The organism is Microcystis sp. BLCC-F209 (genome assembly GCF_041928595.1).
Taxonomy (GTDB): Bacteria; Cyanobacteriota; Cyanobacteriia; order Cyanobacteriales; family Microcystaceae; genus Microcystis.
Genome location: NZ_JBHFLL010000075.1, coordinates 1 through 5,722 on the forward strand (window position 1 = coordinate 1; position 5,722 = coordinate 5,722).

A 5,722-nucleotide genomic window follows, 5' to 3' on the forward strand; every position below is an offset into this window, starting at 1 on the left:
CCTCTAAAATAATTGGTTTCTCTGGTACTTGACGCTTAGAGCTTTTACCTATAGGAGCATTCCCCTATAGAACCCCATAACTCTAGTTTTCAAGGTGCGTTCATCCTGCGATGACTGGGTTTTTTAAGCGGTTGCTTACCCTGCCCGCTATTCTTAATATCATAGATCATATAAAGTCGCCCTAAAAGGGCGAGGCTTTAAACCCAATTTTTCGGTCAACTTTTTAATTTAATTCTAAAGATTTATGACAAATAGGGGGGTATGTAGCCGCTGCTACGCGTAACTGCAAAGGGAAAATGATAGGCTATGGATGTGAAGACAGTCCCCTCACCCAATGGTGATCCCCATGTTCTCCCCACTTTTTCCGCTTCTACTCCTACTGCTTTCCTTCCTTAGTCTTCTCTGGTATCAAAAGACCGATAATGATATTTTTAAAGCTCTTGCCGTTAGTAGTTTGATTTTTGCAATTATTTGGGGCTTAATTCTCGTTCATTGGTCAATTCACCTGTTGGGACTGCTGTTATTGTTAAAATTCAGAACCCCCGCTTTCAGTTTGGTGCGCGTGCCTAGATGGTGATGGTTTGACTCTAATCTTCCAACTGTCCGGTAGGTACTTCGATCGCTTGGACATCGATCGTACCGGGAGGGGTGAGAATAATAAACTTACCCCCTTCCACTTTTAACGGTTCACCACAGTTAGGACATTGGCATTCCATGCGGTTAAAACCCGTAAATTCGTAGCTACAGACGGGACAGCTATCTTCAACTAAATTGCGTCGCAACCACCAGCGAAAAATTCCCCAAGCAATGACGGGGGAAATGATTAGAAATGCGACGAGAATTAAAAAACCATTGACTAACCAACCCAGTCCGATCGAGCCTAACAACAATCCGACTAAAATCAAAGATAAGAAACAACCCAAACCAGAATCATTGACAGAATAGCTGCGGAAAAAGTTGTTATTCACGGCTCAACCCTCGATTCATCAAAGCTGCAATTATCTTTAACCTAACACATTCCTAACACATTGCCACGGTTAAATCTTCTTTTTGCTCACTGGTTCCTCGCTCTCTTCTACCTTGGGTTTAGTTTTGATCGAGATGATCTTGACTGACATCCTCAGCAAATCTGCTGGGGAGTGGATCGTCTGCTGGCTTCAACTTGTTATAATAGTCAGTCCCTATCCACCATATCTCTAAAAACCATGAGCGATCCTCGTCTATCTCTAGTGGCAGCTGCCCGAAGATTTTATCAACTGGGTTGGATGCTTGGCACAGCGGGTAATTTATCCGCTAAAGTTGATGATCATAGTTTTTGGATTACTGCCAGTGGCAAAAGTAAAGGTAAACTCACAGAAGAGGATTTTGTGCGCGTGGATCTGACGGGAAAAGTCAGGGAATTAGCTCATCGGGATAATCGTCCTTCGGCAGAAACTAGCATTCATCAGGTGATTTATCGTCTCTTTCCCCAAGCACAAGCTTGTTATCATGTCCACTCGGTGGAAGCGAATTTAGTTTGCCGTTTTGCTCGTGAGGATAAGTTATCGTTACCTCCCTTAGAAATGTTGAAAGGTTTAGGTATTTGGGTAGAAAATCCTCGAGTATTTATGCCAGTTTTTGCTAACTATCTCGATGTGCCGAAAATTGCCGCAGAAATAGAAAGTAGATTCTCAACTTTCCCCCCAGAAATTCCCGCTTTACTGATTTCTGACCATGGCGTGACGGTGTGGGGTGAGTCTCTAGAAACTACCGAGAATTATTTAGAGATAGTCGAGTATATGTTTCGCTATCTAGTGGCAGCCTATCAAGTAAAACCTTCGTAAACCTTAATTTAGACAAGGCAATCAAGAAAAGATTGCCGACATTTTCCAAGGCGCCACCCAGATTCGAACTGGGGGTAAAGGTTTTGCAGACCTCTGCCTTACCACTTGGCGATGGCGCCGATCAAGCAATATTTATCCTAGCATAACAGATGACAGTTTGCCAAGAGTGGAACCTAAGAGTCAAGCGATCGATCTATAATTTAGGCAGCGGTTCTCTAATCTAGTGGGGGATTTTAGGCTTAAAAAAGCGATTATGATGAGAAATCAAAGATATTTACTAACTTTTATCAGTTTATTGGCTTTATCCTTGCCAGTACAGGCTAATAATGCCGTTTACCTTAGCCAAAGTTCTAATACTGCCACGACTTTCGACAGTTATCGTCAAGAATGTTTACAAAGAGCGCGCGGGGAGGGATTAGCTGCTGATGTGGCAAAAGACCTATGCGACTGCACGATTAAAAAATTCCAAGCTCGTTACAATCTACAGCAATTCCGCACCCTCGTGCAGAAGTCGAAAACTGATAAAGCTGCCGCTAGGACTTTAGCGAGTGTGGGAGAAGCTTGTTTTGATGAGATTTTGTATGAATAGCAGGGATAGGGTTTTTTTAGCCATGACATTGACACTCCCTGCTACCCGCTCCGGCACTCATAAACAGTCTTCACCAGTAATTTAAATAGTCAACAGCTTATTTTGGAGTATCAAGACGATTATCAATGGCGATAATTTCTCTCTCAAATTCTTTAGTAATGCCTCCCAATCATTAATAAGTTCAGGTGTATTATACTAAATCCTGTTTTAAAAGTATAGGAGGGTAGGGAGTGGGGAATTAGGGAAGTAGGGAGTGGGTTTTAAAAGTTCGATTGGCAGTTAATCGCACTATTAAAAAACGATTTTGTATTATTATCTAAATTCTTGGAGATTGTTGCTGTATAATCGGAATGACTGACCCCGCTTTTCATCTGAACTATGCCCATTCCCGATTTTCAATCGATTATGTTGCCGCTATTAAAAATACTTGCAGATGGCAAAGTTTATAAATATCGAGAAATTTTTGAAGCCTTGGTCAGAGAGTTTCAAGTCACGGAAGCGGAAAGAAAAGAAATGCTTCCCAGTGGACAACAAGAAATTTTTGCTAATCGAGTCGGTTGGGCAAAAACCTATTTAAAGAAAGCGGGATTAATTGACTCACCCCAAAGGGCAACTTTTGTAATTTCTGAGAAAGGAAAAGAAATCTTATCTCAAAATCCTACTCGAATTGATACCAAATTTCTCAGGCAATTTCCTGAGTTTCAAGAATTTACTAGAGTCAATAAGCAAAATGAAACTATTACTCTTGAAAGCAATTTATCAACTTCTGATCAAGAACAAAACCCAGAGGAATTACTAGAAAACTCCTATCAAGAAATTCGTCAAGCATTAGCGACAGACTTACTTTCTATTCTGCGAAAATTATCCCCAGATGCTTTTGAAAAATTAGTAGTAGAATTACTGGTAAAAATGGGTTATGGTGGCTCGATTAGAGATGCTGGCAAAGCAGTGGGTAAGAGCGGGGATCAAGGGATTGATGGGATAATAAAAGAAGATAGACTCGGTTTAGATATAATCTATATTCAAGCCAAAAGATGGGCTGATAATAATGCCGTTGGTCGTCCAGAAATCCAGAAATTTGTCGGGGCATTAGCGGGACAAGGAGCCAAAAAAGGTATTTTTATCACTACTTCCTATTTTACCAAAGAAGCTTTAGAATATGCCCCCAGAAATGAGATAAAAATAGTGCTGATTGATGGGGAAGAATTAGGTCAATTGATGATTGATTATAATTTAGGTGTATCGACCCAAAAAATCTATGAAATCAAGAGAATTGATCATGATTATTTTGGGGATGAATGAGAGAGAGAGGGGGACAAGGGTTACAGGAAACGGCCATGGCGTTAAAATAGATAGGGAAAACAGAGGATAAAAACTATGGACGGGATGACCTTTTTTCAGAAAAGTGCGGGACAGTGGAAATCTCAGCGCACCACCCATCATTTACCCTTTCGACGCTCAGAAACCGGCGATTCCGAGATTTATGTGGAAGCTTTAAGCGCCGATAACCCGAAAATTATCGCTATCTGTGAAATGCACGAAGTCGATCCCGCTAAGACTGTGGGGGGTGCCTTTGTCAGTTGGGATGGTTCGATGCAGTGGGACAAAGAAAACGAAAATCATCAAGGAACCACCGTTTTTGCGCTAATTCCCGACGAAGATAATCCCCAAGCGGGTGTTCTCCTGCGGGAGCGAGGTTATGCGGAAATCATTCCCGTGGCGGGCCGTTATCACATTGATGAACAGGAAGGTTTAGTCTTAATTACAGAATACGAAACTATGACCTCGATCGAGCGTTTTTGGTTTGCCGATGCCGATTTACGTCTCCGCACTAGCACAGTTCAACGTTTTGGCGGTTTTAATACGGCCACTTTTTGTGCTGAATCCCGCAATCAGTCATCGGAGTCAGTCTCTAGTGATTCCCCCGAACCATCATCCTATTCGATTAGTGGCTGGTAAATTCAGTTATCAGTTATCAGTTATCAGTCATCAGCTTTTTTCTCCCCTCTCCCTGCTCCGGCGCTCCCTGCTCCGGCGCTCCCCAACACCCCGGATGGTAAGCAAGTTTTCTTAACAATTGTAAGAATTTTTAATATTTCTTTTCTAGTTGGCACCTACTCCCTTATCATTAGGAGGAAAGTTTTTTAAGCATTTCTAAGGATACGGAGGTTTACCCTTGGCCATTCCTCTTTTAAATTACGCCCCCAAGTCCCAAAACGTGCGGGTAGCTGGTTATGATGTCGGTGGAGACGAAAAACCGAGAGTTTACACGACGGAAAATGTCCTCTCCCCTAGCGACCTGGACGATTTAATCGAAGCCGCTTACCGTCAGATTTTCTTCCATGCCTTTAAATGGGATCGGGAACCCTTCCTCGAATCCCAATTACGCAATGGACAATTATCGGTGCGGGATTTCATTCGTGGTTTACTGTTATCGAAAACCTTCTATAACAGCTTCTACGAGAAAAACAGCAACTATCGCTTTGTCGAACAGGTAGTACAAAGAGTTCTCGGTCGCGATGTCTATAGCGAAAGAGAAAAAATTGCTTGGTCGATTGTCGTTGCCACCAAAGGGATTCAAGGTTTTGTTGATCAACTTCTCAACAGTGACGAGTATCTGCAAAGCTTTGGTTATGATACCGTTCCCTACCAACGTCGTCGCACCCTGGCCAGCCGAGAAATCGGTGAACGTCCATTCAACATCACCTCGCCTCGCTACGATGGCTACTATCGTGGTATTTTGGGCTTCCCCCAAATCGTTTGGCAGAATGCTGTCCGTCGCTATGTTCCCCAAGAGCAAAAACCCAAAGCCGGCGATCCTTCCAGCTTCTTGGCTATGGCCCGGGGTCTCGGTAGCGCCAAAGGCAATCCTGTACCAAGAGTCTCCGCTATGAATATTAACATCGAGGCTTCTGTACCCCGTCGTTAATTTTTAGCTAAATCTGCTGGGGAGAGTCCCTAATTGGCAGAATGACCCCCGAACCATAATCAGGTTATTTTGTGAATTGGTGGCTCTCCCTATGGGGTTGCTCCTGAGATAATCCCCCCACCGAGGACAATCTCCCCTTCATAAATCACGGCTGCTTGGCCCGGGGTGATACTAAATTGTGGTTCATCGAAAACCAGCTTCACTTGATTATTTTCCAGGGGAATAACATTGACGGGAACGGCCGGAGAACGATAACGTACCTGTACCTGCGCGCGGATAGGGGTGGTAGGTTCAGCAATAGAAACCCAGTTCATCCGTCCGACAAGACAAGCGGCACTAACGGCACTTTCGCGATTACCGACGATAACCCGATTCATGACG

Annotated in this window: 8 protein-coding genes and 1 tRNA gene; 6 read left to right on the forward strand and 3 right to left on the reverse strand. The window is 43.3% G+C overall.

The genetic code is table 11. The features are described from left to right. Window positions 1–334: 334 nt before the first annotated feature. Window positions 335–577 (forward strand): hypothetical protein, encoded by a 243-nt coding sequence (locus ACE1AQ_RS04535; protein WP_002760483.1) that lies wholly within the window; start codon window positions 335–337, stop codon window positions 575–577. A gap of 10 nt (window positions 578–587) precedes the next feature. Here ACE1AQ_RS04535 and ACE1AQ_RS04540 read toward each other — a convergent pair whose 3' ends face one another. Beyond that, the gene (locus ACE1AQ_RS04540; RefSeq protein WP_008201204.1) at window positions 588–968 is read right to left on the reverse strand and encodes a hypothetical protein; all 381 of its coding nucleotides are present in this window, start codon (window positions 966–968) and stop codon (window positions 588–590) included. 237 nt (window positions 969–1,205) lie between these two features. Between ACE1AQ_RS04540 and mtnB the strand changes: the two genes are divergently transcribed. After that, window positions 1,206–1,823, forward strand: a complete 618-nt coding sequence (gene mtnB, locus ACE1AQ_RS04545) for a methylthioribulose 1-phosphate dehydratase (protein ID WP_110545995.1) — start codon at window positions 1,206–1,208, stop codon at window positions 1,821–1,823. Window positions 1,824–1,871: 48 nt separating this feature from the next. Here mtnB and ACE1AQ_RS04550 read toward each other — a convergent pair. Further along, window positions 1,872–1,942, reverse strand: a tRNA-Cys gene (locus tag ACE1AQ_RS04550). Between the two features lie 134 nt (window positions 1,943–2,076). On the opposite strand from ACE1AQ_RS04550, the gene ACE1AQ_RS04555 reads away from it, so the two are divergent. From ACE1AQ_RS04555 to ACE1AQ_RS04570, 4 genes are all read left to right on the forward strand, one after another. After that, window positions 2,077–2,412, forward strand: coding sequence for a hypothetical protein (locus tag ACE1AQ_RS04555; RefSeq protein ID WP_110545994.1), 336 nt, complete (start codon window positions 2,077–2,079; stop codon window positions 2,410–2,412). Between the two features lie 378 nt (window positions 2,413–2,790). Next, window positions 2,791–3,714 carry a restriction endonuclease gene (locus tag ACE1AQ_RS04560; protein ID WP_106908537.1) on the forward strand — a complete coding sequence of 308 codons (924 nt, stop codon included), beginning with the start codon at window positions 2,791–2,793 and terminating at the stop codon, window positions 3,712–3,714. Between the two features lie 75 nt (window positions 3,715–3,789). After that, window positions 3,790–4,371 carry a phycobiliprotein lyase gene (locus tag ACE1AQ_RS04565; protein WP_002781010.1) on the forward strand — a complete coding sequence of 194 codons (582 nt, stop codon included), beginning with the start codon at window positions 3,790–3,792 and terminating at the stop codon, window positions 4,369–4,371. Window positions 4,372–4,588: 217 nt separating this feature from the next. After that, a complete protein-coding gene (locus ACE1AQ_RS04570; RefSeq protein ID WP_045359953.1) occupies window positions 4,589–5,341 on the forward strand; it encodes a phycobilisome rod-core linker polypeptide in 753 nt (250 codons plus the stop codon). 89 nt (window positions 5,342–5,430) lie between these two features. Here ACE1AQ_RS04570 and ACE1AQ_RS04575 read toward each other — a convergent pair. Then, window positions 5,431–5,722: aminomethyltransferase beta-barrel domain-containing protein (locus ACE1AQ_RS04575; RefSeq protein WP_374807947.1), on the reverse strand; the 292-nt coding region annotated here is incomplete at its 5' end.